Source organism: Microcoleus sp. FACHB-SPT15 (assembly GCF_014849525.1).
Classification (GTDB): domain Bacteria; phylum Cyanobacteriota; class Cyanobacteriia; order Cyanobacteriales; family Coleofasciculaceae; genus Symplocastrum; species Symplocastrum torsivum.
In genome coordinates this window covers 117,734-143,261 of sequence record NZ_JACJNU010000055.1, presented here as the reverse complement: position 1 = coordinate 143,261, position 25,528 = coordinate 117,734, and the positions used below count along the sequence as shown (strand labels likewise).

The 25,528-nt window shown below is 45.2% G+C and carries 19 protein-coding genes; 2 read left to right on the top strand and 17 right to left on the bottom strand.

Going from position 1 to position 25,528, the window contains the following annotated elements; translation table 11 throughout:
- Positions 1–70: 70 nt before the first annotated feature.
- The 9 genes from H6F98_RS22100 to H6F98_RS22060 all read right to left on the bottom strand — a co-directional run bounded on the left by H6F98_RS22100 (position 71) and on the right by H6F98_RS22060 (position 16,481).
- Positions 71–3,718 carry a WD40 repeat domain-containing protein gene (locus tag H6F98_RS22100; RefSeq protein ID WP_199348798.1) on the bottom strand — a complete coding sequence of 1,216 codons (3,648 nt, stop codon included), beginning with the start codon at positions 3,716–3,718 and terminating at the stop codon, positions 71–73.
- 218 nt (positions 3,719–3,936) lie between these two features.
- Complete coding sequence (locus H6F98_RS22095; protein WP_192220869.1) at positions 3,937–4,965, bottom strand: hypothetical protein; 1,029 nt, start codon at positions 4,963–4,965, stop codon at positions 3,937–3,939.
- A gap of 44 nt (positions 4,966–5,009) precedes the next feature.
- Positions 5,010–6,473 carry a lipase/acyltransferase domain-containing protein gene (locus tag H6F98_RS22090; RefSeq protein WP_199348796.1) on the bottom strand — a complete coding sequence of 488 codons (1,464 nt, stop codon included), beginning with the start codon at positions 6,471–6,473 and terminating at the stop codon, positions 5,010–5,012.
- Between the two features lie 571 nt (positions 6,474–7,044).
- Positions 7,045–7,839: a DNA N-6-adenine-methyltransferase gene (locus H6F98_RS34190; protein ID WP_192220868.1), complete on the bottom strand. Its 795-nt coding sequence runs from the start codon at positions 7,837–7,839 to the stop codon at positions 7,045–7,047.
- Between the two features lie 116 nt (positions 7,840–7,955).
- Positions 7,956–9,920: a TnsD family Tn7-like transposition protein gene (locus H6F98_RS22080; RefSeq protein ID WP_192220867.1), complete on the bottom strand. Its 1,965-nt coding sequence runs from the start codon at positions 9,918–9,920 to the stop codon at positions 7,956–7,958.
- Between the two features lie 88 nt (positions 9,921–10,008).
- Positions 10,009–12,081, bottom strand: coding sequence for a TnsD family Tn7-like transposition protein (locus tag H6F98_RS22075; protein WP_192220866.1), 2,073 nt, complete (start codon positions 12,079–12,081; stop codon positions 10,009–10,011).
- Positions 12,078–13,673 (bottom strand): ATP-binding protein, encoded by a 1,596-nt coding sequence (locus H6F98_RS22070; RefSeq protein WP_192220865.1) that lies wholly within the window; start codon positions 13,671–13,673, stop codon positions 12,078–12,080. The genes H6F98_RS22075 and H6F98_RS22070 overlap by 4 nt, the downstream gene beginning before the upstream one ends.
- Positions 13,663–15,861, bottom strand: a complete 2,199-nt coding sequence (locus H6F98_RS22065; RefSeq protein WP_192220864.1) for a Mu transposase C-terminal domain-containing protein — start codon at positions 15,859–15,861, stop codon at positions 13,663–13,665. Before H6F98_RS22065 ends, H6F98_RS22070 begins: the two co-directional genes overlap by 11 nt.
- The gene (locus H6F98_RS22060; RefSeq protein WP_396812952.1) at positions 15,858–16,481 is read right to left on the bottom strand and encodes a TnsA endonuclease C-terminal domain-containing protein; all 624 of its coding nucleotides are present in this window, start codon (positions 16,479–16,481) and stop codon (positions 15,858–15,860) included. The genes H6F98_RS22065 and H6F98_RS22060 overlap by 4 nt, the downstream gene beginning before the upstream one ends.
- A 636-nt stretch (positions 16,482–17,117) precedes the next feature.
- On the opposite strand from H6F98_RS22060, the gene H6F98_RS22055 reads away from it, so the two are divergent.
- Positions 17,118–17,846 (top strand): ribbon-helix-helix protein, CopG family, encoded by a 729-nt coding sequence (locus tag H6F98_RS22055; RefSeq protein ID WP_192220862.1) that lies wholly within the window; start codon positions 17,118–17,120, stop codon positions 17,844–17,846.
- On the opposite strand, the gene H6F98_RS22050 is transcribed toward H6F98_RS22055, so the two are convergent.
- From H6F98_RS22050 to H6F98_RS22015, 8 genes are all read right to left on the bottom strand, one after another.
- A complete protein-coding gene (locus H6F98_RS22050; RefSeq protein WP_192220861.1) occupies positions 17,805–18,281 on the bottom strand; it encodes a hypothetical protein in 477 nt (158 codons plus the stop codon). The two genes, H6F98_RS22055 and H6F98_RS22050, sit on opposite strands and share 42 nt — an antisense overlap.
- Before the next feature lie 151 nt (positions 18,282–18,432).
- A complete protein-coding gene (locus tag H6F98_RS22045; RefSeq protein ID WP_192220860.1) occupies positions 18,433–18,729 on the bottom strand; it encodes a helix-turn-helix domain-containing protein in 297 nt (98 codons plus the stop codon).
- Entirely contained in the window at positions 18,726–19,283 is a 558-nt protein-coding gene (locus H6F98_RS22040) for a hypothetical protein (protein ID WP_192220859.1), read from the bottom strand. Before H6F98_RS22040 ends, H6F98_RS22045 begins: the two co-directional genes overlap by 4 nt.
- 77 nt (positions 19,284–19,360) lie before the next feature.
- Positions 19,361–19,714 (bottom strand): hypothetical protein, encoded by a 354-nt coding sequence (locus H6F98_RS22035; protein WP_192220858.1) that lies wholly within the window; start codon positions 19,712–19,714, stop codon positions 19,361–19,363.
- Between the two features lie 87 nt (positions 19,715–19,801).
- Positions 19,802–20,254 (bottom strand): hypothetical protein, encoded by a 453-nt coding sequence (locus H6F98_RS22030; RefSeq protein WP_192220857.1) that lies wholly within the window; start codon positions 20,252–20,254, stop codon positions 19,802–19,804.
- Between the two features lie 87 nt (positions 20,255–20,341).
- Complete coding sequence (locus H6F98_RS22025; protein ID WP_192220856.1) at positions 20,342–20,827, bottom strand: DNA-binding transcriptional regulator; 486 nt, start codon at positions 20,825–20,827, stop codon at positions 20,342–20,344.
- Positions 20,824–22,230, bottom strand: a complete 1,407-nt coding sequence (locus H6F98_RS22020) for a restriction endonuclease subunit S (protein ID WP_192220855.1) — start codon at positions 22,228–22,230, stop codon at positions 20,824–20,826. The genes H6F98_RS22025 and H6F98_RS22020 overlap by 4 nt, the downstream gene beginning before the upstream one ends.
- Positions 22,231–22,233: 3 nt before the next feature.
- Positions 22,234–24,273, bottom strand: coding sequence for a class I SAM-dependent DNA methyltransferase (locus tag H6F98_RS22015; RefSeq protein WP_192220854.1), 2,040 nt, complete (start codon positions 24,271–24,273; stop codon positions 22,234–22,236).
- Between the two features lie 233 nt (positions 24,274–24,506).
- On the opposite strand from H6F98_RS22015, the gene H6F98_RS22010 reads away from it, so the two are divergent.
- Positions 24,507–25,514 carry a 26S protease regulatory subunit gene (locus H6F98_RS22010; protein ID WP_192220853.1) on the top strand — a complete coding sequence of 336 codons (1,008 nt, stop codon included), beginning with the start codon at positions 24,507–24,509 and terminating at the stop codon, positions 25,512–25,514.
- Positions 25,515–25,528 lie beyond the last annotated feature (14 nt).

Genomic DNA, 25,528 nt, shown 5'->3' with positions numbered 1-25,528 from the left:
TGAAAAATGATATTAGAGTCTTGATGAATAAACTTTTCAATAAAAGAGGTACAGAATCTGGATAGTTTTGTCAGTCAAGCAGGTGTGTTCCCTCTATACGCAGGAAATGGACTCGACCTGATACTTCTCCTGCTACTAGAGTGACTCCGTCCGAAGCTACGGCGCAAGATAAAAGTGAACCATCGCTACCCCAATTGGCGATGGCTGTCCGACTCTTCAAGTCCCAGACTTTCAAAGTTCGGTCATGTGAGGTAGAAATAGCCAAGCGCCCTTGCAACGCTACTGAGACTGCCAAGACTGGACTATTATGCCCTTGCAGGGTATACGTGGCTATCCCATCCTGCAAGTCCCAGACTTTTAACGTGCAGTCTCCTGAAGCAGAGATAGCATAATTTCCCTGCGGCATTACAGCGACTGCCCAAACACGATCGGTATGTCCCTCCAGAGTATGTATGGCAGTTCCACGCTCCAAATCCCAAACTTTGAGGGTGCGATCGGCGGACGCTGAAACTACCCGCGTTCCATCTGGTGTCACAGCTACAGCTCTCACCCAGTCGGTATGCCCTGCTAGAGTATGTATGGCAGTTCCGCGCTCCAAATCCCAGACTTTGAGGGTGCAATCAGCGGAAGCTGAAACTACCTGCGTTCCATCTGGGGTCACGGCTACTGCTCTGATCAAGTTAGTATGACCTTCCAAGGTACGTAAAGGGGTTCCATTTTGTAAGTCCCAGACTTTGAGAGTGCAGTCATCTGAACCTGATACTATCCAAGAAGTCTCTGGAATAACGGCTACTGCTCTTACGCCTTTGGTATGACCTTCCAAAATATGTAAGGGAGTTCTATTTTGCAAGTTCCAGACTCTCAAAGTGCGGTCATCAGAAGCTGAAATAGCTAAATGCTGGTCAGGTGTTATTGCTACTGCCCAAACTCGATCAGTATGACCTTCTAGGAGGTTGAAGGCACTTTTGTTTTCTAAGTCCCAGACTTTTAATATTTGGTCGTCTGACGCAGAAACAATCTGTCCTGCTTTGTGAGTGATAGCTACTCCTCTAACTCCATTGGTATGACCTTCTAAGGTACACAAGGCTATCCCACTCTCTAAGTCCCAAACTTTTAACGTTTTGTCATCCGATACGGAGACGACTCGCTGTTCGCCAGGTAATACAGCTATTCCTCTAACCCAGTCACTATGACCTTCTAGAGTGTGTAAGGCTGTTCCGCTTTCTAAGTCCCACACTCTCAAAGTATGGTCAGCTGAGGCAGAGATGACTCGCTTTCCGTTAGGGGTATTAGCTACTGCTACTGCAAAAACACGCTTCGTATGACCGTTTAAAGTATGTAGGATTGCTCCACTCTCTGAATCCCAGACTTTCAATGTAGAGTCATCTGAAGCCGAAACCAACCGCTGCCCGTCTTGGGTGATAGCCACGGCTCTAACTACGTCAGAATGACCTTCCAGAGTACGCACAACTGTTCCACTCTCTAAGTCCCAGATCTTCAACGTACGATCGTCTGAGGCTGAAACGACCTGCTGTCCATTTGGGGTAATTGCGACTGCCCAAACTGCACCAGTATGACCTTTCAAAGTTTGCAGAGTTTTTCCACTCTCCAGATCCCAAACTTGGAGGGTGCGATCGGCTGAAGCTGAAATTACATGCTGCTCATCTGGGGTGATTGCCAGTCCCAAAACTCCACCCGTATGACCTTTGAGGGTCTGTAAAGTCTTTCCATTATTCAAATCCCAGACTTTAAGCGTACAATCCGCTGAGGCTGAAACTGCCTGCTCTCCATTTGGATTGATTGCTACTGCGAAAACGCTACCAGTATGACCTTCCAGAGTTCTTAGCAACGGCCCCCCAGGCTGACTCAAACTCGGTGATAGAGGACGCAGCCAAGGAACAGCTTTTCTGGGTTGAGCATGAGCCAGCATCACCTGAATCTCAGGTATTTCCTGGGATAACAAGCGCCCTAGCAACTGTCCTGGTAGCTGTGTCTTGTCCTGATCCAGAATATGCGCTGACAGGCGGATGGTACTCTGCACTAAAGACACATCTGGAGCATTGGATAAAAAATCAAAATCTGCAATTAGGGCATTAACATCTGTAGCATCTAATTTGGCTTGCAGCCAGTCAAAGTTAAATAGCAGCGCACGTAATTCAGAATTTTTACTAGCTCCACTTAGGTGATAAGCAAGATGATGCCAAAGATAGCGATCGCTAGTCGGTTTACTGTGCCAAGGCTGCTCATCTGCCATGTAATAATCTACAATGCGCTGATGTTGCTTAATGGCATCCACATAGCAGTAGGAATAATCTGTCCGTTCTTTCGTCTTCGATGAGGTAAAAAACTCTGGTAAGGTGTTGTGGTAGAGGCGGTAACAGTTTCCTACCCGATCCAAGAACTGTTGTAACTTTTCTATGGCTCCTGTCACATAGTCAAATTCAGCCTGTATCAAGCCCAGTTTCTGAATTTGGGTAGGAGTAAGCGGTTCAAGAGCAACTGCAAGAATGCCGAGAATAGGTTTATACACAGCAGACCAAACTGGCACAAAACCAATCTCGCCCTCTGCATCTTCAACTGGAACCTTTTCCTTGGCAACAGCATCTTTAATTTTGCTTAAGAAGAAAGCATATAGATCTTGCAGAGTATCTGGTAATTTAGACAGTTTAAGGATTTCTCTAAGCAGTTCCTGCTGATTCTGGCGAATTGCCTCGTCTACCGCACGACCAATTGCTCCCAAATAGCCAAAATTGCCGTTTGCCTTTGTAATTGCCTGATGGGTAAACTCATCCAAGTCCTGACACATTTCGCTCAGGGTTTGATTCACTTCTGGCGTTTCAATCAGAAAACGGGTATAGAGAGTCAAATCCTGAATTACATCTGGATCTTCCTCGGCAATTGATATTTCCTGAATACGACCCTGCTGAGTTCCTCGAAACGCTCTCAATAAATCATCATCGGGACGACAGGTTAACACAAACCGCAGATTAGCAGGTAATTCTGGGCAGTTGGTCAGCCACTTGAGTAACGACAGTTCACTGTCTTGATAACGCAATTCATCCAGTGCATCCACCAACACCACGATCTGGCGCTGTGGATGATCCATAGCCTCCTGCACCTGCTTCATCATGGCTTTGGCTGGATCAAATAAAGCCATGAACTGAAGATTTTCTATTGGTAAATCGCGCTCACTAGCATAAAACTCGCCAACGCGAACTCCCGTGATGTTGGTATCCTTGCTATGCGTTACTTGCTGCTGGATCTGGATAACCTTTTCATAAAAGGGAGATGCAAACATTTTGGCAATTTCAGCACCCACAATTTCACTATTAGTCGCTGTACCAATGCGCTGCTCTACCACAATCTTGATTTGTTCTTGCTTAAACAAATGGGGATAGGTCGCTGCCAATTGAAATCCCACCTGCAACAGGAATGAGTAACTTCCCGCATCACCCAGAGGAGTGCGCTGGTCACGACGGATGAAATAGCGGCACCAATCGGGATGCTGATGCGCCAGCCAAGCAATAAAAGCCGACTTACCTGCTCCCGGTTCTGCGGTCAGCAACAAAAAACGACAATCTGGAGCAGCTAATTTGTCTTCAACCTGTTGCTTCAACCAGTGGCGTTCAACAAATCGAGGATTCAGTTCCTTGTTCACATAGGAGCGGATCAAATCCAGATTGAACAAATCATCCTTGGTTGAAGACAGAACAGTCATGGCTGGAGATTCCGTAATGATTGCAATTAAAATTTCAGACTGGCGATCGCACTTTTCCCCACTCCAGGTTCTCCCGTTAGGATGAAGAACCGTTCATTACCCTGTTGCAGCCATCGGTCAATTTCCTCAGCAATCCACTCACGTTCAGTAATTTTTTGAGGAGATTGCTTAATATTGTGAGTACAATCAATTATTGCAGTAATAGACTAACAAAGTTGTTAAGGACTACCTAATATGATGCCTTTTATATCTACATTTTCCCCAGTATCAAGATGTTGTACCAATTCTAAATTTGCACCTCCCTGTAGACCGCTTGCATCAATACCTAGTACTTTACCGTTTTTGAGCGTACCAAATTTTTGCGTTGCTACAGCTGTAATTAATTGAGTTGCTTCACTTGATAAACTTGGGAATTCTAAAGGCTTAATCTTCCAAGCATATTGAGCGACTGCAATATCAATTGCAAATTTAAAAGGTCGCTTTGGGTTACTAATTTGTTGACGACCAACCTCAATAGCTCTATCAAATTTTAAACTTCCATCTTGCTCCCGTTTTTTGGCTTCTGGCTGCTCCAAATCACTCAAAGTATTGGAGTGAGCAAAACCCGTACATTCGATAGCAATGTAATCACTATCATTAATTAGCTCCAATAGTTTCTCTCGTTTTTCTTCTCCTGCAAACAATTCATTATTATTAAATAAGTTACGCTCTGCTTCAAAAGCTTTATTCCATTCATCATTCTGCCGCTTATAGTTAAGAGATACTGCTGCCAATGCGTGACCTTCAATTACAATCAGTAATGGTAGTAAATCACATCCAAAGCAAAGACTACAGAAGAGAAGCGCTAAATCTAGGCAAGTTCCTTCCCCCGGTTTAGAGAGAATTTCAGAAGGAGTTCGTATGAGTTGTGTTTCCTTCTCTGGTTGATATTTTTCATGAGCATAGCGAATATCAAGACTAATTAGAGTTTCATAAATTGCCTTAATTAGTTCTTTGCGATCATCAGGAGTGTTGATTAAATCAAAGCGATTAACAGGCAACTTCAGCAATAGCTCAAATGCTTTTTCATTCACAAACTGTGCTAGTGATTTTTCGTTTGATTTAGACCATTTCCATTCATTCTGTGACATACAAAATTCCTTTCTTTTATCAATCAAAAGCTGTGAAAAATGAAGATGTGTTTGTAGAGAAATGAATGTCATCAGTGCGTTAGAGGAAATTTCTCCGCCCTGATATTTTTTAATCATGCCTCTACAAAATTCATTTACTTAATTGCTCATTACAAGTGAGATTATTTCACTACTTCAAATAAGCTACTAACAGGAATAGGAGCTTGAGCGCCAGTTTTTTCCGTTTGTACTTTGAGACGATATAAACCTGGAGCTTGAAGTAAATCGCCAAGTGTTAGTACCCATTCTCCGTTTTGCTCCTGAAAATCTACATTCAAAGATTTACCCTTTACAGAAACAGATTCTATTTTGGCTTTCAGTTTCCCGTTATCTCTATCTGTATTAAGTATTTTGGCACGTACCTCGATAGCCTCATCTGCTAAGTACAGGTCATCCAAAGTCAAACTAATAGCTGGTTGCTCTGCGGCTTTTGGACTTACTTCAACATCAAATGGATCGCGGATAACACCTAACCCTTGCACTTGCATTCCTTTTAAACGTTCTAGGAGTTGTCCTAAAACTTTGTCATTGTTTTGGAGCGAACCATGCTGCCCAGGGATGTAAGTTTCCCTGTATTCACTAGATAATTCTATGGGTATCGCTGACAAGTAGGGAACAGTTCCATCACCATCACCTAAGAGTGAATCAATCCCTGTAGGTAACTCTAAATTGACTGTTAATTGACCAGCATTGAAATTTGCTGATTGGAAAGTGGTTTGTTTAGTACCTACTATGGGAATGATTTTGTAGGATTTGAGATAGGCTGCATCATTTTGATGCCTATTGACAGCATCTTCAATTTCGCGGTGAAACTTGAGAGCGTCTTCAGCGCGTTCTTTGATAATGTAGGGAATTTCTACAGGTGCTTCGGCAATACGATGGTAATCGTTGCCAATTTTTAACATTTTGTATATCGGCATCAATTGGTACACTGAAGGAAGCGATCGCATTACTTCAGTTAAGTCTAAAAATTGTTGTTTATAACCGTTGGCTAAAAAGTTAACAGCGTTAAGAGAACCTCGGTAGGGTGTACCGAAGGTGATAAGGGCTTTACAATCCCGCCATCCTTCCAACACTTCCAAGTAATACCGAGAAACGAGTCCACCCATGCTGTGTGCCATTAAAATGACTTTGGCATCCTTGATTCCGGTCTCTTTACGCCATTGCTTTAAACGCAAATCCAGATATTTTTTGAGTATTTTGGCGTTAGCACGATTATCTCGTCGCCAGTCGTAAGGAAATTCAAAGAAATTTGCTTTCTTATCTTCGCGAATGTCGCCAGGAATAACCTCAAAGTGATCTGTTATTAATCGTGCAGTCGTAGTGTAGCCATCAATTTTGACCAAACCTGGAATAAGGTGTGCATCGTCAACCAAACGAGTTGCCTTGATACCATCGTCCAAATACTCAGCGTTAGGATCGTCTCCTTTCAATTTTAGCCACTGAAGCGAATCCCCTAAAGTCCTCAAAGCCTGCCAGGCAGCTTGTCCTGATACTGCCCAGACATCTTTGCCATCCTTTTGAAGAACGCTCCCTGTAATTCCTGGCAGAATGACAACAATATCGTGCATTTTAATTTTTGGCATTGTCTATAACTCCTTCTAATTCGTTTGATGATTCTGAACAATATCTGCGTGAATCGAAATTTTTTCAGGGGAGACTCCGGCAGATTAAACACCACATACACTACCAATGCTCTACTAGACATTGGTGATGGCTTGCTGACGATCGCTTCATCCCTATAAATACATAGAACTCTCTTACGAGAGTTCCCTCCAATGCTTCCACAAAAGCATCTACCAAAAAGTCTTTCCTTTCAGAAAGTTAGCTAATAACAAGTTTTCATTGATTGCCTATAGTTATCCGGGAAAAATTCAATTAAATAATGAGCAATCGACTACCCTATCAGCTTTCACAGTTTTTATGTGTTCTGATATAGGTAGAAATCTCCATTAATCAAGGACTGGATAGTCCTCTATCAATCTAGCCTCCGTACAATCGCGGGGTCACTGAGTAGTAATTTTTATTTACAGGCCACTGTCATACTCATCTATCTAATGGGAGGTAACGACCACATAGGTTGGTTTAGTCACACAATACGTTGCGTCACCTCTCGGTTCGAGGAAGTAGATAGCCGAACGAAACCTAGCAAAGGAATTATGCCAAAGTGCGAACTTCGCCCACTATCTCAAATATGGTCTTAAATTTTTCAACTTCCTTACCCAAATAAAGCAAATCATTGTAATAGCGCGGGGAAGATTGCTGCTTCCCGATGGCATCGATGAAGGGTATTCGCCTATGCACTTCACAAATTGCCGTTACCCGCCGCATCTGCTGCTTATACCAAGCTGCTCCAGTGCGGTTGAGCAGAAGTATCGCTGCTTCTATCTCTCGGTTCTCGTAGCAGGAGAGTGCTTTCTCTAACCAATCTGGTGCCTTCCTGCCTTTGGGCTGGTCTTTACCATAGGGAGGATTGCACCATATGCGCCCAAACCAAGGTTGCTCCATGCCGTCCTCTAAGGCAGTATAGTAAGTTCCAGCCTTTATCCACTCCTGTGGCTTGGCGGCACTAGCCGGGTCTAAGTCAATACCTCCTAAGACTGTCCTCGCCATTTCTACAAACTTTGGCGGTGTGTACCACTCTACGCAGGCATCAGCATCGCCATGAGGATTCTTACCCCGTTGTACCCGCTGAGCAATTAGCGCCTCAATCCTTACTCTATCTTCTCTGTTGAGTTCGAGGGCAAGTAATTTAGTTGCAACAGTCTCCCCAAATACTGGCCGTTGGCTTGCCGAGGGTTGGCAGCAATACTTCCCAAATACCTGAGCGTGGAACTCTTCACTTTCCCTGCAACCCTCTTCCCTGAGCAGAGATAACAGTAAGTAGTTTTCCCCTGTTGGTTTTCCCTTGCTTTCTAACGGATGTACATTGTTGTGTCTAAAAGTAGACACAGCAATTCTAATGAGATTTTTATTGTTTTCCAAGAATGCACATTGTTGTGCCTAAAATTAGACACAACAGCCGTTAGACTTCGATTCAACAACAATTACTTAGATGAATTGGGAAGCTAAATCGACTCATCTGTTTGAACTACACCTAGCGGGTCTAAAGATGCCAAAGCTGCTGCGATCGCCTCCTTCACCTGCGGTACTTCTGCCAAGTCAGGACTGATGCCAGCTTGACGCAATAACTGCCACCGTTTTGGATACACGTTCTCTTCTCGGAAACACTTACTAGTCCATTGAATCCGGCGAATTGCAAACTCTTCGCGAGTCTCAGCCAACTCTTCTAAAGCCTTTGTTGTACGCGGCAGCTTGTCTTTTTGCTGCTGAATCAGTTTGAGTTGCCCCAAATCGCTAGCAATTGCCGTTTTCGTTACTTTTGTGGGGCGTTCTGGACAACTTTGAAGACGCTGGGCTGATTGCCTTGCCGCCGCTGCCAACTCAATATCACGTTGGTTCCAGTCTACTTGAGGAGAAAACTTAACTCTTCTCTTACGCAGTGGTAGATGAGATTGAAGCCATTGTTTGTCATATATATACAGCCAAGAATAGATGCGCTGAAACATCCGCTCTAACGTAGTCCGTCCTACATGAGGATTTTCTTTAACCGCTTCTAGCCATGCCATACGGTAGCTTTCTAATTTACTTGGTTGAGTTACTTGACCATTTTGAGTATCACGCAATAACTCTCCATTGATTTTCGCTACTCTAGCGGTTGGTCCGGGTCGAGGAAAAGAAAGCCCTAGTCGGAGTGCTTGACGTTTAACAGTTTGGTAATCAGCCCTCAACTGCTTGGCAATTTCCTCGACACTAACTGTTGGATTCTCCCAAAAATTCTTTAAAGTCTTTTCCCATAGTTGTCCGTAAGACTTCACTTTGCCAATCCGAAATCGGTCTTCTGGTGAAGAATCAGGACTAAGTCGGCAGTAAGTAAAACCGCAGGTACAGCTAAAAGTACCTGTGATTCGACTGTGCTGCTTGTCGTAGGTAACTTGACATTCCTGTATAGTTAGCTGCCGAAACTGTTGACAAACTGGATTAAGGCACGGCCAGGGTTTCGAGCCAAAGGGCTGGAAAGCGTCAGGAGGAGAGTCAGGAAGTTGGAAAAATTCCTCTGCTGTGTATCCCAAAAATTGGATTAGCAGTAGATGGTAAAGAGGGTGCTGTGCTTGTTTGGGCGATCGCACCAGACGAAATAACCAATTATTTTTGTCTTGCTCGTTGGGAACGCATTGGAGCCTTTCTAATAAGTCATAGGAGTAACAACGTTTAAATGCTTCCAGTAACACCGTGACACGAACTTTCCCTTCTCGACTTGCCAGGTTACGGTCAGTCAGTAACCAGAGGTAGCGAGCGCGTATTGACTCAAGTCCCGGAACTAACTTGCGCTGACGCAATAGCCAAGCTGCATCCTGAGCAATCCTCAAAAGAACGTTGTGGTAGGGGTCAGCTAAATTTAGTAGGCGTGGGGATGTTTTCTCTATCGCCTGGTTAGCTGAGATAAGTTCGTAGCGACTTCTTTTAGCCTGTGCCCGTGCCTTGCTGTTTTCTAAAAAGACATCATGAAATGGGCAAACTTCTACACCAGGAACTTGATGGAGCCGATGCCAGTAGCGATCGCCAAATTGCTTCTCATCTTCCTCAGCGCATAAGGAACAAAAACGCAGCCACTTTGGTAAATTAATGCAGCTACCTGTAATTCCAGAACGCATCTGAGCTAAGAGTCCGTTATCTCTTTCCATATCTTGCCGCAGATGGCTGACTCGATCTGATGGCAGGAAGGGACTATAAAAGGGTAACAATGTATGCTCATCAATGAGCCGCTCAACTGTGTAGCAGTGTCCTAGAGGTAGAGCAGCGACAAAGTTATCGAGACGAGAAGGCAGATCGATAATAGCGGAAGCTTTTGCACTCCCAAATAGCTCTTGAAAAACAGACTTTCTGCTCGGATACTGCAACCAATCAAAGTATCGGGTACAGATGCTGTAGAGTAGTTCATCTGGACAGGGATCAGGAAAAAAACCAGTCATCCTTTTACTTCATACGCATATTTATCCTTGCTTAGCCATTCGATATCTCTGAACTGCTCACAGTATCCATCCTCTCAAGATTTTCCTTTTATTCTGGAGCTTCTGGGAGAGGGGTAGTTGCTTGTTTAATCCACCTAGCAACTGTGTTATTCTTAACTCCTGTCATTCGCTCTATGGCTCTAAATCCCAAACCATTAACATGAAGATTCAAGCAATGCTTTCTTGTTTCTGATGAATAACCTTTTCCGAAGCCAGATTCGACGAATTGGAAATTACACTCTTGGCAAATATGATTTTGCTTTCTTCCCTGCCAACCATTCTTACTGATCTGGTCAGATTCGCATCTTGGACATTTTATCTTTGTATCATGCAACTCCAAGCACTCGACAGCCCATCGAGTATATCGAACCACATACTCCTCTCGTGTTTCTACCACTTCATTTAGGGCTTGAGCGGTCAGTGGTAATTTATTTAGATAGTTCTGGATTACTCCAATTTGGTTAATATCTTTACTAATTGCGCGTTTTGTGATTTTCACAAGGCATCCAGTGGCACTCTTGAGGCGTATAGCTGATTGTCTGACTGCTTTTGCAAGCTGAACATCCCGGCTTTCCCAATCTACGGAACGGGAGCCATTGTTTTTGCGAGGCTGTGGCAGATGAGCTTCCAGCCACTCTGAATCACGCCTACGAAGCCATCCGTAAATATGGTCAGCTTGGCGGCGTAATGATGTTCGGCTAGCGTCAGGATTCTCATTGAGTAGGGAAAGCCACTCGTTACGGTAAATTTCCAACCTGTTTGGCACGTTCAGTTGTTTCTTCGCCAGACGATGCTGTTGTTGAGCTCCTATTTGTGTTTGCCTGGTAGGACCTAAACGTGGGAATGAGAGCTGTAATGCGATAGCGTAATTCTTAACTTTTGTACGACCTACTCCAAGCCGATGCCCTATTTCCTGAAGAGAAAGTGATGAATTCTCCCACAGCTCTTTCAGAACAGATTCCCATAAAGGTCCGTAGGACTTCACTGTGCTGACTCGAAAGTCACCTGTTGTCGATTGGTCAAAATCATTGCTCGAATAGACAAAGCCACATTTACAACTGAATATACCTAGTGGCATACCGTCACGAGAGTTGTAGTTAATTTTGCACTCCTGAATCTGTGCTTTTCGGAAGTGCTTACAAACAGGGTTGAGGCAGGACCAGGGACCTTCCCCAAAAGGTTTGAATTCACTAGGGAGTTTGAAAAATGTTTCTGCTGTATGTCCTAGAAAGTGAATCAACAACAAATGATGTAAAGGATGGTGGCTTCCTTGTGAATGCCAAACTAAGCGACACAACCAATTTGCGCGAATCTCCTCATCAAGCTCACTCTGAAGTAATTGTAAAAGATCGAGAGGATAGGAGTTTTTAAAAGCTTTAAGTAGCTGACCTTGATGAACTCTACCACTATATGTAGCGAGTCCTCGCTCAGGCAAAAGATACATATAACGATCCCGTATAGATTGAAGACTAAACACTAAACCGTGCTGTTTTAACAGCCAAGCAGCATCATAAGCAAGTTTCAAAAGCTTTTCATGACAGGGATCTGATAGATCCAACAATCGCCACGAGGTTACTTGTATTGCCTGTTCAGCAGAAATAAAGTTATATGGGTTAATTTGGGTTCTCGGACAAACGCTGCTCTTCTCCAAAAAAACAGCATGAGTAGGACAGACTTCAACACCTGGAACTTGATGGAGGCGATGCCAGTATCGTTCACCCAATTGTTCTTTATCTTTTACCGCGCATAGGGGACAGAACTGGAGATAAGCTGGTGAACGGATAGTGCTGCTGATGCCTATATGGCAATGAATGTTGCTGCCAGAGCCACCCATTTGCTCTCGAACAGAGCGAACGCGATCGGGTGGAAGGAATGGGCTGTAGAAAGGCAATAGCGTAGCTTCATCAATTAGGCGATCAACTGTATAACGATGTCCAGATGGAATAGTTGCAACTAAGTGACCTAGATGACTAGGCAGGCCAACAACTGCCCTTGCATGTCTGATTCCAAAAAGTTCTTGGACTAGTAGTTCAGAGTTTGAATACTGTACTAGGTTTTGAAATCTTGCACAGATGCTATAAAGCAGTTCATCCGGATAGGGATCGGGGAAGAAACCAATCATCTTACGACCTCCTCTGGGAGATATTCGGTAGCAGACCGGATATAGCCCTCTTGTTTGAGAGCTTGATAGGCAGCAATTTCTCGTTCCTCTCCGAAAGCCACAACTTTCATTAAACCCTCCTTTTGTAAAGCGTTTTTACGAGGTTTCTTCTGTCTCTTCTTGATTTCAGGCTGGGAAGTAACATCTATTGAATTGCATCCTGCTTCTGTTGTAGGGGAATCAGGAGCTGGATTTTGGAGGTGAACCTCAACCTCTTCTTCACTGTCCTCCAAGCTTTTCTGAATAGTTGGTGAAGAACCGAGATGACCTACGATCTTGGTAGTCTTTTGAGCCTCTTTTAAAAAGGCTATAATGTCGATAGGATGGACATCCTCAACGCTATGGAGGACTTTGATATCACCTGTTTTTAAAGCTGACAAAATTGGTTGTGCTAAACGCAGACTATCCTTTGCTACTGACCGAATAATGCTTTCTGTCACACTCTCTTTCCCAGTTGCGATCGCCCGGACTTGTGCCAACATATAGACCTTGACAGCAAAGTCAGTAATTCCCTGAGTTACGTCATAGAGAACCTGACTTAGCTCTGGCTTCAGCGGGCAAGGTTTGCTGATGTACTGGTATCGCCAAAGTGATTCGACAAATAAATCCCAAACATCGTCTTGTTCCATCCTGTCCCAAACCAAATCTCCCTGACCGCTAGCTCGACGGGTTTGGCGGAACTCTCCACTCAAAATAGATATGGCTTTATAAGTCCCTACCAGAACAACAGGAATACCAATGGTATTGACCAGTTGAACGAAGAAATTGAGCATTTTTTTGGAGCCACCACTTTTTGCTTCGTTCAGGTGTTGAATTTCATCAATTACCAAGGCCCCAATACAGTGGAGGGAAGCTACACGAGCTATGTATGGTATTAACTGGTCTACGGTAAAGCGACCTCGACCATAGTTCTTGGAGTAGTTGGTTCCTAGGAGATCGTCAACTGCTTGAAAGAAGTTAAGGCACAAACCTTTGATTGAACCATCAAAGGGACAGTCTAGCTTCAGCCACACAATTTGCATCAGCGTAAAATCTCGATCACCATAGTGGCTGTGAACAATCACTTGGGGATAAATAGACAGGATTGCCTCCACTGCAGTTGTTTTACCCACACCGCTGATGCCGATAATCGTGAAACCTGTAGCGGTTGAACGTAGATAATTTTGAGGCAACCCATCGAAATCTAGAGCATTTAATCGCTTTTGGAAGTCTCTGCGGAACTCTGGCGTTAACGGATTGCGAGCTTCGTATCCTGTCCGAATCATGCAAGAAAAGCGCTGCTCTAAATCCAAATGAATTGGAAGGGGTTCGACAAATTTCAAGGCGTTACGTACTAGATGGAAACGTAAGTGGTTGGGTAGAGTGCGCTCGTTTTGGTCATAACTTGGATAGTGTCCTAAAAGCGTCATCGCTTCTTCTTCTGAGAGAATGGGGGGTAGTGCTTCTATAAGTGGATTGCCGCGATAGCTGGAAATTAGCGGGTCACGGTATGAAGCCAATTCAACCGCTCCCTTACCGACTAAGAGCGATGGTGCTGAATTACTATTGGTCATTGTTCCAGTTCTTCTCCCGCAGTTTGCGTAATTTATCAATAGGCTTGGGTGGTGCCACGTAAGCTTCGTCATCCTCTTCGGGCTGAGCAACTGATGGCAGCGGAATTACTTGCCCTGGTGGCTTAGAAACCTCATCTATCCCCAATTGCCAAGCCCCAGTCTCCCGTTCGTGTTCGCGTTCTAACTTGCGATTTCCCCGAATTTCCTGGATGCGGGAGCGCTTACTCTGGACTGTAGATGCTTTCTCAGTCTGCTCTGTGGCCTGGGCAACAATCTGGTCTACTTGAGCGTGGAAAGTAGCACTGGATTGCTGTTGCCGTGTCCTAGAAGCTTGCTCGGATTGTTTTTGCCGCTCAAAGTAGTCAATGATTTCATACCAATCTCGACCTTTGAATGTCTTCTCTACGTCGATTAGGTGACATGATTCCAGACGCATACCACCATTGAGGCGCAGGTATATGCTGTCAAGCCTACGAGGCTCGTAGGCAATAGGAATCTTCCATCTACCCTTTGCTCTAGCCTTGACAAACCATTGTTCGCGCAGAGCTAGTTCGCTGGTGTAGTATAAGCCTTGATAGTAAATACCTCGATGCGTGACGGAAGCTTCTGCTGCCGGAAGCAGGTTTAAGCGGATGATTTCCGGTGCCATTGTGCGGAGATGACCGACCCGGTTTTTGACTCCCCAATTCCAGAGTTCAATCGGGTAAGGGTCAACATACTCCTGAATCATGAACTCGTCTAGGCGATACCAGTTCATGCGGTGGTTATTATTGTGTTCAAGAACGCACAAAGTTATCAGCTTTTCAAACTGGTGGAGATCGAGAACGGCATCAAGCCTATAGTCTTTATCACCCCGTTCGCGGTTGCGGTTGACCGCTCCAGGTATCCAGTGAATCATCTTGTCATTGCTGAGACGGAAATTTCGCTCAACAATGCCTTTCCAATCAGCTCGATAGGGAGGTGTATTGGATACCCGGACGTTAAGGGCATTGACAAGATTGTCGGCGTTATAACCTTCAAGCTCTCCTCGGTCTGCCAGGATTCCTTCAGGGAGATGATGGCTGGGCCAATCACCTTCATCAATCCGAATTCCGAACTCCTCCTGACAAAAAGCCACTTTATTTGTAGTGGCATTTTCAAGAGCCAACATAGCACCTAGCCAGCTCGGTCCTTCCAGGCTGACGCTAAATCCTACAATCAGTCGGCTAAAGGTATCGATGACAAAGTAGATTACAGGGCGACCAATAATGCGGTTTCGGTCTAGAGAACTTACCAAATAGATGTCACCAATCGTTGCGTCAATTTGGTAGAGTGACCCCGGACCAAATGCCATCTGGGTTGAATCTCCAAGTACAGCTCGGTGACGTAAGTTGAATCGACGTTCGCCCTTACGGGATATTTGTACTTGAGTGATATCGCGCTCTTTTTCGTACCAGTAGCGAAATTGAGCAAAGCTCGGTAGTTCGCTGGCAGGTGGTAAGACAGGCACTAGTACTCCGTCCTGCATTTCGTAACCCCTGTGAAAGAATTTTTCCAGTGTTAGCTGATAAGCGTCTTTTAGGGTTCTGCCTTTTTGGTTCTCGTAAAACAATTTGAGACCACGGCGAAAGCTTTGCCGAATCTCATCATCAACATTGACTCCAAGGGGTGTCTCCGATGCCTTGGCAAGCTTACTCGGACGACCGCGTTTGCAACCGTGACTCTGACGCGGCTTACCTCTTCCGCCACGCTTGTCAAATAAAGGAAGGAGGGCATTTTTTGTTTGTCCTGCCTGCCAGTAGCGCCGCAGGTAACTGTAAATTGTCGCCTTTGAATGTCCTGTGCGTTCTACCGCTGCCTCCACAAGAGGACCTCGATCGCTTGGATTAAATACCTTCTCACTTTCACCTTCAACCAATGGGGCGATCGCTTCCCAAGCCCGATCTCTATGCTTTCGGTGACTTTCAGGAATCGCATTTTCAGGTCGAAGAAGTGCTGCATATGGGTCAACTTCCAGGAGACGAACTTCCCTAGATGTGAGTGCTGCTTGCAACTCTTTAGATTTTTGCCAGATTGGTAGAGCCTTTGGGTTATTAATCTCGATTGTCACCACGTCAGTACCGGACGGATCGAGCAATAGCACGCGCTCGATACGAGTTTCAGCTTCCTCACTCTGCCACTCAAACAGTATGTTCAGGCACAAATTCATCCTGCACCTCCTATTGCCTGGTATGGCTCTACCAATCGGGTATTTAGAAGAACTAACGGCTTACTGGGTTCGATTAATCTATTCATATCAACCGACCACTGCCGATTGGCGATTAGATAACGAGAAACTGACAGGCTAGTACCAGGCTTTAGACCAAGCCGATCATCACAGTCAGCAGCAATGTCAGCCAGTGGTGTGTCATCTTTGGATATCTCTAGGGTTAGTACAGTTGTGATTCGAGCCAGTTCACGCTTTGCCAAGGATGAGAGGTTTTCAACCTGGAAGAATGGGTGTAACCACTCAACATTCTTAGCAAGTGCTTCTGGAATTTCTCGTTCAGAGACAATTCCCCAATTGATGTTTCTACCTTGCCAGTAACGGCGTTCGATTTCTAGCTTTTCTAGCGTCCGCTCTGACTGTAAGTCTTTTGCTGTCTTCACTGTACGAGCCTGCTCAATTACCTCAATAGTCCGAGGGACTGTGATAAAGAAATCTGTTGTCATGACAACAGGTTCTTTCGTTTTCGGGTCTGTGGGGTGACGGATGCCGCACTGTTCGGCAATGGTAAGAGTGTCTTCTAGGGGAAGCAGGGGATACTGTTCCCGAATATCAAAGACGATTGGTGACCATTCGAGAACGTAAAAATAGCTCAGTTCGAGATTGCTGAGAAAGTGATGGACTCGCTTGGTCTTCCAGCCCTTGATTCGCGTTGCCAGTCCTTGAGAGGGAACATCTTGAATCAACAGCCACGGTTTGTAATCAGCCCCTCTGCCCTTACCTCGTCCCTCTTTAATTCGTTTGTCAATAACTTCCTGATCTGTTTGCCTTTTCCGTTTAGCCATACGCTCGTCCTGTGTCGCATATCACACCTACCTCAGGCTGTATTACTCAAAACTTGCTGCTATCTACTAATAAGACTGATTGAATTAGCAAGTACTAACTATTCGCCTTGCTAAGACTTCCATGTTTTTCGGGGAGGCTGGCAGAAATAATGCAACAGAGATTGACAGGTAATTGAGGGAACTGAAGTGTGGGAAAGAAAACTGCTTCTGAAGCTTCTCAGTAACTGCTGCAAAACTTCTACCACTCACCCCTAGCAAGTGGTATCAGATAGAGCTTATCTATTTGGTTTTTGAGTATGCGTAAATTATATACATACTCAGACGAAACTTCCACATTTGGTTTGACCCAAGACAAAAACAGCGCCAGCTACTATGCTAAAAAAACACCCGAAAGCCTGAGAGTGAGAGAAATTCATGCCAAGAGGACGTAAGAAAGTCAAAGGAGTCCCTGAACTGCATGACGAACTAAAAAAGCCAGTCAACCTCTCCCTAACGCCTAAAGCTATAGAAGGACTTGATACCTTGGCTGCCCAACTGCGACTCTCTAGATCGGAGATTGTCGAACAAATTGGGCGTGGTCTGCTTTCTACCACGGCTTTTCTGCCACAATCACTTAGTCAACGCCACTCCTTGCCAGATTATCCAGCCATCTACTTAGTTCTGGAAGGCGATCGCATCCTTTACATAGGAAATACTGCGGAGTTAAAAATGAACCCTCTGCGATCTTCAGTTTTGCAAGAACTCGAAGCCAAAGAGAATAACATTCGCCTCTGCCGAGTTGAGTGTAGTGAGGTAAGTTTACTGTCAGTTATCCAAGGCGCATTAATTAGAGTACTTCAGCCTGCGCTAAATGAGATAACAAAGCAAAATGAGATGACAATCCATCTCAGTTTTGAAGAAAATACTGAAGCTACTACCGCTGATTTAGTTAAAAAAAAATTGAAGAGATTGTCAGATAGTGAAGGATGTTTCTTGCACTTAACTGATTCTTCCTTCCTAGCTTCAGGAAGCTATTCTCAGAGTACTACAATCTCTCCAATAGATGATAGTGATTATGATATTGAGTTGGAAGTCTTTCTAAAACCCCAAAGCTTAAGAGGCTTAAGGTTTAATCTCAATCTCTTGCTTTCTCTCATCAGGTAAGTCAAGCACAATATCGAACACTGCCGCTGGCATAAACCGCTGTAAAACTCTTTTGTGATCCTCCGCATCTTGGCGGTTGAAGAAACGCGCCACTATGTAGTGTCGAGCGTCGGGTAAGATGCGTGCGATCGCCCAAGGACGGTGAAGGTCTTCGATTGAAGAAATTAGTTGAGAAGCCGAAGTTTTTTCTCCTTTAGTCAAGGCGTTTTGCACAACTGATACGAGTTGTTCTCGTGCTGAGGAATCGTCTTTGGGAATGACAGCCCAATCTCCTGCTGGGGCAGGGAGCCAGGTGAGGACGTAGGAGACACCTTCAGTAGTGACTTTCCAGGAGAGGCGGCGAGTTTGCTTGGTGCAGCGATAACCCTGTTGGCTAAGAATTGAACAAATGTTTTCGCCTTCAGTTTTGAGGCGCAACCACTCGGTATGTTTCATGGGTTGTTAGTATTCAATGGCTAGAAAGATGAGTGCGCTGTAGTTACCCTAGGAGAGGATGAGGAGCCTAGAGGGGTACGATGGGTACTTGAAAAAGGTTGACAAAGTTTGAATTATGTGGAGCATTTTCTTGCTCTCTATTTCCTGCTCCTCAATTTGGAGGGCAAACCAGGTTGAAGATTTCGGCAGGAATCTCCTCAAAATGCTCTAGGAGGAAGTCCATCATGGCGAGATGACGCATATCGCAGCTTGTGGGGGCGCGGTAGTTCTGACCTCTTCTGAACCAGCGCCGGACAGTGGAAGGGGAGCGGGAACAAATGTTGGCAATTATCTGGTAATCGACATCCCACTTGGCATAAAACCTTCGAGGTGAGAGTTCCAGTTGACAGTTGGTGTAGAGTTCAATTAGGGTGCGTTCTCGCTCACCGAGGGGGCGAGGATTGCTCATGCGGCGTTCTCCTCGACAAGGGGTTGGATGTCTTGCTCCCAGGCGGTGTCGGCGACAACAAGCGACGACGAGTCGGTGAGCCAAATCAGGTATTTCCATGCCCACTGCGCTCGATGTTGAGCATATGCATAGAAGCGCCCGATAATGATGCCTGTATTGGTTTCGCTCTCGTCTAGTTGAGGAATCCAGCGGATAGGGTCGCCGCACCAGAATAGAGGTGCAGTTGTCTGTTGCGGGAAGTTTGGTGGTAACGCAGTTGGCGTAGAGAGTGCTTTGAGTTCAGCAGTGGGAAGGTCGAAAATTATCTCCTCTTGTGGATGTCTGAGGATATTCAGGTAGCTGGCAATTAGATTGCCTTTGAGGTTGGCAGTTAGCTGCTGGATGAGGAGGGCGGCTATGCTTTCTAGTTCTTGTTCTGTCAGATGCATCCAAGCGCTATCAAAATTGGCATCGGAGTAGTTGCTGATCCGGGAGAGTAGTTGGGTGATGCTGAAGTCGTCTAAGGCTTGTTGATAGGCAGAGGAATCTTGCCCACTCTCGGATGGTTTTACCATAGTTAAAGTCTCCTTTGATAGGGGAGCCTGAAGTCAGCAGGGAGCGTAGGAAACTTGTCTGCTGACTTCTGACGCTTTTAGGTTTGTTGGTGGTTGGATAAGTCGGTGTATCGTTGCTGCCAGATGGTTTTGAGTCGTGCGATCGCGTCTTCGGTATAGCGCTGGGCTTCTTGCAAAATGGACTGCCAGAGGGTATCGAGGGCGTTGAGGTTGGGACAGCAGCGAATTAGGGCGCGACAGGCGGCAATCCATTGTTCTAATTTGCGGTAACTGACGAAGTAACCGCCGAGTCCTTGGATGTGTATCCAAAGGACGTTGTGCCATTTTTCCCAGTTGAGGATGCGCTCTTGGTTGATTTTCAGATGTTTGGCAATTTGTCTGAGGGTGATGACGAAGGTTTTGGGGTTGATGCGGTGGCGTAGCGGTTGCATGGTTGTTTTCGTTGGTAAGTGCTTGGCGGTTGAAACCGCAGCTACACAGACAAAACCTGCCTACACAGGTTTCAAATTTCTCGAATTTCAGTTCGCGCAGGCGGACTTTGTTTTTGTAGCCGAGAATTCCATTCGCCGTGACTCTTTATCCGAGCCGTTTTGGGCTACAAGCTTGGTGGGGTCAGCCTCGTGGAGTCCTGGGACGACTAGCCAAAACCACATCCGGCACTTGAACAAGCGCAGCGATAGGAGTTCTTGAGGGAATTTTTGCTTGTCGTGACCTTGCCAGTGTCCGAGGTTGCTAAGGTTTTGTTTGGCGCATGGTGGGCAGAGGTCGCCGGGTTGCCCTTTGTCGATGCTGTAGTTTGGGTCGTCGGGATTGAGGGGTAAGGGTTCTGGAATGCGACCTGCTTGGGAATAGGGACAGGGTTTGCCGTTGAGTTCGGCGGGTAGGATGCTGGAGCAAATTAGGGTGTCGGGGTAGATGTTGCCGTCTGGGGAAAGGAAGAGGGCTTTGGGTTCGCCTCGGTGAGCGTTCATGCTTGACTATTGCCAGAAAACTTTGTTTGGCTATCTGGCAATTTATACGAATTAGTATTAAAATGTCAATCAACGAAGGCAGAAACCTTAGCTTCCTTCTTCCTTATAAAACTCTGCTTGCTTTGAAACTATGGTCAGATATTTTGACATAGCACGACTTGGTGCATGGATACCTTTTTCCCATTCGCTAACTGTCGCTTGTCGCACACCGAGCCTTTCTGCAAACTCTGCCTGTGTTAAACCCATGTGGCGACGCAGTACCTTGATTTGTTCGCTATTCCACACCCTAGTGTCAGTCACAAGTTCAACTGGTGGTTTAGTAATAGGTTTGCGAAATGTCACCCGTTGCTCAGCAAAATCGACATCCTCAACCTGATACCCAGCTTCCATCCAGGCTGATGCTTGCAGTGCGCCTTTGCTGCGATTGCTCCACCATGCCCGTTTACTTCGCGCTGAATCAGGCAAGGTGTCATTTATTAGCGCCTCGATTTCTGCAAAAGTTAGGGTTACTTCGTCTTGATTACTGTCACGCAGAAATTCAAGGAGTGGCTTATATTTGCTGCCCTCCTTCATACCGCGTCTTCTTCTCCCAAAATCATCCGCTCTACACGCGCTTTTGCTTCAGTGACTATAGTTTCAGCTTCAGTCCGTAAACGCTTTGCTTGAACACGTTGCTCATCTGCTTCTTGAACTATTTCATTTTGAAGGCCAATCGCTGGGAGAGGAACTTTCAGTGCCTTGATACCCTCTATGGTAATGTTCATCTGAATTGAACCTGTCTTCTGCTGTTCAACTTGGGCGTTGCCAATTGGTGAATTCAGGACATATGCAATAAAAAACGGATTTGCCGAGCCATGATGAAGACGAAACTTAATTTGAAATGAACCGAAGGCGAACCCATCTGCTTCTGGTGGCACAACCGCCACTATACCTACAGAACCACTACGAGACATTAGCAAATCTTCTGTTTTTACAAAGGCTTTGCCAAGGAGGTTTCGTTGACTTTCATCAAAATAGACAATATCAGCAACATCTAGATAATTTGGCTTTAGGTTTCCAATACGGATGAATGGAATACCCTGATCTGAATAGGCATTCTTGACTGATGCACCGTAGTGTATTTGTGCAATCAATTCTCCAAGAGGCTTTACAGGATAATCACAACTCTCTAATAAAGCTAGAGCATACTTAACTCTAGGTGATTGATATCGGGTATCAAATCTTGACCCTACTAATTCAGTAATTGGTACGTTGAACTGCTTTACATCCTCAATTCCTGACCAATGAATTCCGAGCTTTTTTAAAACATAATTACTAGCATATAGGTCTACTTTTTCGGCTTCTGTAATCTTTTTTAGCTTTGTAGCATAAGCATCTTGCATTACCTGAGCAATGCAGTCTTGAATAGGCTGAGGTGGCAAAGTAATTTTTAAATCCTGTATTCGCTCAAAGTTTAGATATTTCTGATTCGGTCCTGTAGCGGCAGTTTCAGTTTGCATTCGTCCTAATTTTGTGTTCAGTAAAACTGCTACATAATGGGGATTAATACCATTTTTTAAACGGATGCGTACTAGATTCTGACTGATATTGCATTTTCCAAGATGTTCGTCTACAACAGCCGCAACACCAATTACTGCCTTGGTTGTAAGTAAGATATCACCTGGTTGAAGTTGAGATTTTTTGAGTTGTTCGTGATACTCCACAGAAATATATTTTGTATTTTTTGTCAGATCGACCCCATACTCTTGAATATTTTGAACGCGCAGAAATGGCACACCTTCATCGACAAAAAACTCTGTTTTATATAAAGAAAATGCTCCCATGTCTGTTAAGAGAGTGATAATATTACCTAGTCGAGAAACGGGATAGCATCGATCTAGGCTTTTCATTACTGCTAGATAATCTGGATCGTGATAACCAAAATCCCATCGCTGAGAAGATTCAACCTCACTTAAGCTTCGGATTGTTGATTTCATTACTTACCACCCCAGACGAGCCGAAAAATCTGCAATTGCCTCTTTGAGATCTAAAGAGTTATGAGCTTCATCTGTTAAGGCAGAAACCCGTCCAGTAGGGTCATAACCTATATCATCAATCCGAGCCATATAAACTTCATAGTCTTCATCAGCTTCAAAAACTTCTTGTCCTAGTTCTAGCTGACCTCCCGCAGTTAAAGGCTTTTCACGCTTTTCGAGAAAGATAATGCTAGTTTTCACACCCGCACCATAAGGCGCAAACGTAGCCTGTGGCAAACTGACCACTGCCTTTAACCTTGCCCACCGTAAAATCCAGTCCCGAATATCCTGCATTGAACTATTCGCCAATACCCCATCAGGCAACACGATCGCTAACTTACCCTTTGGTGCAAGAAACTCCAGGCAACGATTAACAAAAGCCACCTCCTGGGCAATACTTTTGACAACCTTGCCATTTTTCTTTGTCACCCCATCCCGTGCCGCAAAATCCTTCAAAACATTAGCATTTGTCACCTTAGACCCAAAAGGAGGGTTAGTCAGAATCATCGTCAGCCCCCCAGGATAAAACCCCGGACGTGCTGGAAGTCCTTCTGTAATCCCTCCGGTAATGCTACTCAATCGCTCTAACGAGTCCATTACCTTCAAATCAGCATACTGTGCGCCATTCATCAACGTATTAACTCGCGCTACGTGCATCACGTTGCGGGAGTATTCAGCACCAAATAAGTGATTATCCCGAAACTTGATAAACTCCTCGGTGGGTTCTTCAGGATTAATCCCATCAGCGCTACCCCCATTATTGGCAACAGCTTTCTCATACTCCCGTTTACGCACATAATCCAAAACGTGCGTCAGCATCCGGGCTGAACCGCAAGCTGGATCGCCCACATAATCATCTACAGTTGGTTGCAGTATCCCCACCATTAAATTGATAACTGGCGTAGGCGTGAAATACTGCCCCAAGTCATCTCGAAACGTCTTGCTCAAAAAATCCTCAAACACTCCACCCTTCACATCTGCCGTAGATTTTCGCAGACTCCAAGGTTGTAAACGCTCAACAATTTTAACCGTCGTATGAGGCTTAAATTGCAGGACATCCGCCTCATTAAACGCCAACCGTGCAGAAAGGTCTTTGCCAAACTTTTTTGCCAGCGTGTCGCGTTCCCACTGCTTCGCCTGCTCAAACGTTTCTCGCACCTGAACTAATAGGCGTTCTGGGTCAGTCTCAACACTCACGCTAAACACATAGGCTCGTGACTCACCCGTCTCTTTTACTAAGTCAATCGTTGCCTGCTCGTCGTACCACTTAGCAAACAGGAACTTAACCATCGCATCAACCGCTTCCTGTGGCTGCAAGCCCTCATTGTCTCGCAAGATTGAATGACATCCAGAGCGCGTATCTCCCAGAACCTCTCGAAACTTATCGCGGGTTAGCGGCGTTAGTCCTGTTTGAATACCATCCGGCTCACTAGGATTGAGGATTACAGTAAAAGGACTGTGCTTCGCTGCCTCACGGGCGCTTTCGTACTTGGGTAAATCTCCAATTGGCTCCAAGGCACGGGGGTATTCTAAATCACGACGATATATAACTGTATGCTTGCCGCTAGTCAAAATCGCGTAACGCGCTGACGGCGAAGCACTCATATAAATATTGAGCTGCTTAAAATGATAGTTCCACCCCAGTTCTTCATCGCCTTCAAACCTCTTGCCTGGTTCCATTGCTTCCAACATGATGAAAGCAACATCCAAGCCAGAGCCAATGTAGCGGTCATCTTTGATTATTAAATCTGCTCTGCCAAATGCTACTCTGCTAGTTTGCTGTGTCCGATCAGTCGTGGCAGAAGCTTCTAACTCCATCGCTTCTAACGGCACACCATATTCTGTCTCCAGAATTTCAATCGCCCAGATAGTTACAGGGTCTTCCTTAGCATTGACGTAGGAGCCATTTGGTAAGAAGCGCTTACTGGTTACTGAGTGCTTGCGATACCTCTCTGGCACATTTTCCGGTTTTTCGTAAGGATTGGTGAAATTGCTGAAGGGCATGAAGCTACTGTTTAAGAGGGACAGATGGCAGGGTGACAAAACTCGCCTATTCTAGAATGCCCTAAAAATTCCAGAGTGCGATGCCCCTTCTCAGTCAAAGTCTATGCTTGAAGGGCGATTACCTCCTGATTAGTACATTTGTACTAAAATAGTAGTACATGGGCATCCATGTACGGATAGAGGTAGTAATTGGCTAAAATAGCCGGACACTACCCCTTATACTGAGGGGCGATATGAAAGCAGAGCTTCTCAAGAGATTGTTTAGAGCGATCGCTAGTTCCGACCCAGAGGCGATCGACAAACTGACGTACCTAGTAATAGAGGAAGAGCGCCAAAAAGGACATACGCTGCTAGCCGATCAGCTAGAAAACATCACGAAAAAGAGCCAAAAGGAAAAGCCTGCATCAAAGAGCAAGCCAATCTCTCCGATATCGGAGAACCTACAAGCTCTCAGCGAACTGCCCACCAGTAAGCGATTCAATCTTCCCCTAGCCACCGTCATACCCAGAGAGAAACTGCGGCATCACATGGTACTGCCTGAAGCTGTTGAGAAACGTTTCCAGCGGATTGAGCGTGAGTATGCGGCAAGAGATAGATTGGCTCATCACGGACTACGCTACAGGCAAAAAATTCTTTTGTATGGTCTCCCAGGTTGTGGAAAGACACTGGGAGCTGAGCGTTTAGCTTGGAACACTGGTTTGCCTCTGCTTAAAGTCCGCTTTGATGCAATGGTGTCGTCCTTTCTAGGCGAGACAGCAAACAATTTGAGGCTAGTGTTCGACAAGGCTTCAGCAGAGCCGTGTTTGTTGTTTCTGGATGAATGTGACTCGATCGCCAAATCGCGAGAGGATACCCAGGAAGTCGGAGAAATCAAGCGAGTGGTGAACACGTTTCTCCAAATCCTGGACGAGTACGAGTCTTCGTCTGGTCTTTTAGTCGCAGCGACAAACCTGAATAAGTCTCTAGATACTGCTCTTTGGAGACGCTTTGATGACTTGATTGAAGTCCCCAAGCCAGGAGAACAAGAGCTAGAATTTATACTAAAGCAAACCCTATCTGGCATTGAAGTTGGCTCGATTAACTGGTCGTTGATTATCAAGCAAATGAAAGGCTTCTCGGCAGATCAAGCTGTGAGAGCAGCGCAAGATGCTGCCAAACGAGCGATTCTCGAACGAGAGGAGCTAGTAATCCAGGAACACTTAGCAGAAGCGATCGAAGAAATCAAAATTTCCTGGAGCTGATCGTTGGCTTGTCT

Coding starts and splice junctions, on each gene's coding strand:
- H6F98_RS22065 (WP_192220864.1), bottom strand. CDS start 15,861: ATGAATTTGTGCCTGAACATACTGTTTGAGTGGCAGAGTGAGGAAGCT.
- H6F98_RS22050 (WP_192220861.1), bottom strand. CDS start 18,281: ATGAAACATACCGAGTGGTTGCGCCTCAAAACTGAAGGCGAAAACATT.
- H6F98_RS22045 (WP_192220860.1), bottom strand. CDS start 18,729: ATGAGCAATCCTCGCCCCCTCGGTGAGCGAGAACGCACCCTAATTGAA.
- H6F98_RS22070 (WP_192220865.1), bottom strand. CDS start 13,673: ATGACCAATAGTAATTCAGCACCATCGCTCTTAGTCGGTAAGGGAGCG.
- H6F98_RS22025 (WP_192220856.1), bottom strand. CDS start 20,827: ATGAAGGAGGGCAGCAAATATAAGCCACTCCTTGAATTTCTGCGTGAC.
- H6F98_RS22040 (WP_192220859.1), bottom strand. CDS start 19,283: ATGGTAAAACCATCCGAGAGTGGGCAAGATTCCTCTGCCTATCAACAA.
- H6F98_RS22015 (WP_192220854.1), bottom strand. CDS start 24,273: ATGCCCTTCAGCAATTTCACCAATCCTTACGAAAAACCGGAAAATGTG.
- H6F98_RS22095 (WP_192220869.1), bottom strand. CDS start 4,965: ATGATTAAAAAATATCAGGGCGGAGAAATTTCCTCTAACGCACTGATG.
- H6F98_RS22020 (WP_192220855.1), bottom strand. CDS start 22,230: ATGAAATCAACAATCCGAAGCTTAAGTGAGGTTGAATCTTCTCAGCGA.
- H6F98_RS22075 (WP_192220866.1), bottom strand. CDS start 12,081: ATGATTGGTTTCTTCCCCGATCCCTATCCGGATGAACTGCTTTATAGC.
- H6F98_RS22080 (WP_192220867.1), bottom strand. CDS start 9,920: ATGACTGGTTTTTTTCCTGATCCCTGTCCAGATGAACTACTCTACAGC.
- H6F98_RS22035 (WP_192220858.1), bottom strand. CDS start 19,714: ATGCAACCGCTACGCCACCGCATCAACCCCAAAACCTTCGTCATCACC.
- H6F98_RS22100 (WP_199348798.1), bottom strand. CDS start 3,718: ATGACTGTTCTGTCTTCAACCAAGGATGATTTGTTCAATCTGGATTTG.
- H6F98_RS22090 (WP_199348796.1), bottom strand. CDS start 6,473: ATGCCAAAAATTAAAATGCACGATATTGTTGTCATTCTGCCAGGAATT.
- H6F98_RS22030 (WP_192220857.1), bottom strand. CDS start 20,254: ATGAACGCTCACCGAGGCGAACCCAAAGCCCTCTTCCTTTCCCCAGAC.
- H6F98_RS22010 (WP_192220853.1), top strand. CDS start 24,507: ATGAAAGCAGAGCTTCTCAAGAGATTGTTTAGAGCGATCGCTAGTTCC.
- H6F98_RS22055 (WP_192220862.1), top strand. CDS start 17,118: ATGCCAAGAGGACGTAAGAAAGTCAAAGGAGTCCCTGAACTGCATGAC.